Annotated in this window: 2 protein-coding genes; both read right to left on the reverse strand. The window is 64.7% G+C overall.

Features of this window, described 5'->3' with window-relative positions; all coding sequences use genetic code 11:
* Positions 1-1,281 (reverse strand): efflux RND transporter permease subunit (locus JYJ84_RS36140; protein ID WP_205190251.1); only part of this gene is annotated, 1,281 nt, incomplete at its 3' end.
* Between the two features lie 15 nt (positions 1,282-1,296).
* Positions 1,297-1,644 (reverse strand): HlyD family secretion protein (locus JYJ84_RS36145; protein WP_374102166.1); only part of this gene is annotated, 348 nt, incomplete at its 5' end.

The following is a 1,644-nucleotide window of genomic DNA, read 5'->3' on the forward strand; positions in this document are numbered from 1 at the left end:
CGGTGACAGCCCCTCTTCCGCCATCACGCGCTCGACGTTCTCCACCACCACGATCGCATCGTCGACCAGCAGGCCGATCGCGAGCACGAGACCGAACATCGACAGCGTGTTGATCGAGAAGCCGGCGAGCCCCATGATCGCGAACGTACCGAGCAGCACGACCGGCACCGCGATCGTCGGGATGATCGTCGCCCGCAGGTTCTGCAGGAACAGATACATCACGAGGAACACCAGCACGATACCTTCGAGCAGCGTCTTGACCACTTCCTCGATCGACAGGCGCACGAACGGCGTCGTGTCGTACGGATAGTGGACGACGAGACCGTGCGGGAAGTACTTCGACAGCTCCTGGATCTTGGCCCGCAGCGCGTTCGCGGTTGCCAGCGCGTTCGCGCCGGTCGCGAGCTGGATGCCGAGGCCGGCCGTCGGCTGCCCCATGTACTTCGTGTCGAACGTGTAGTTCTCCGAGCCGAGCGCCGCGCGGCCGACGTCCTTCAGGCGAACCTGCGAACCGTCCTGGTTGACCTTCAGCAGGATGTTGCCGAACTGCTCGGGCGTGCGCAGCAGCGTCGATTCGGTGATCGTCGCCTGCAGCATGGTGCCCGGCTTCGCCGGCGTGCCGCCGATCTGGCCGCCCGCGATCTGCACGTTCTGCTGTGTGATCGCGGCCGTCACGTCGGTCGGCGTGAGGCTGTAGTTGGTCAGCTTGACGGGGTCGAGCCAGATCCGCATCGAGAACTGCGAACCGAGCAACAGCGTCTGGCCGACGCCATTCACGCGGCTGAGCGGATCGAGCACGTGCGACGCGACGTAGTTCGTCAGGTCCTCCTTCGACATGCTGCCGTCCTCGGAGTTGAACGCGAACCACATCAGCCAGTTGCTGCTCGACTTCGTGACCTGCATGCCGAGCTGCTGCACGACCTGCGGCAGGTTCGGCGTCGCGAGCGACAGCTTGTTCTGCACCTGCACCTGTGCGACGTCCGGATTGGTGCCCGGCGCGAAGGTCAGCGTGATCGTCGCGTTACCCGAGTCATCGCTGGTTGACGACATATACAGGAAGTTGTCGAGACCACTCATCTGCTGCTCGATCACCTGCGTCACCGTGTCTTCCACCGTCTTCGCGGAAGCACCCGGATAGTTCGCCTCGATCTGGATCGTCGGCGGTGCGATCGTCGGATACTGCGAGATCGGCATCTTGAAGATCGATGCGACGCCGGCCAGCATCAGCACGATCGCGATCACCCATGCGAAGATCGGGCGATCAATAAAGAACTTGGCCATGAAACGGACTCCTTGTTATTGCGCGGCCGATGCAGCGGTCGAACGCGCGGCGGCATTGGCGGCGGTGCTCGCCGGCGCGGCGCTTGCCGGTGTGCCGGACGCAGCGTCCGGCGCCGGCGCGAGCTGCGCCGCGACAGTCTTGACGGTCGCACCCGGGCGCACCTTGTCGACGCCCTGCACGATCACGTGATCGCCTGCTTCCAGACCGCCTTCGACGATCCAGTCCTGGCCGTACGTGCCGGCCGTCGTCAACGGACGCGTCTCGACCTTGTTGGCCGCGTTCACGACCAGTGCGATCGCCTGCCCCTTCTGGTCGTGCGACACCCCGATCTGCGGCACCAGGAACGCGTTCTCGTTCACGCC

This window comes from Burkholderia sp. LMG 13014 (assembly GCF_905232215.1).
Lineage (GTDB): Bacteria > Pseudomonadota > Gammaproteobacteria > Burkholderiales > Burkholderiaceae > Burkholderia.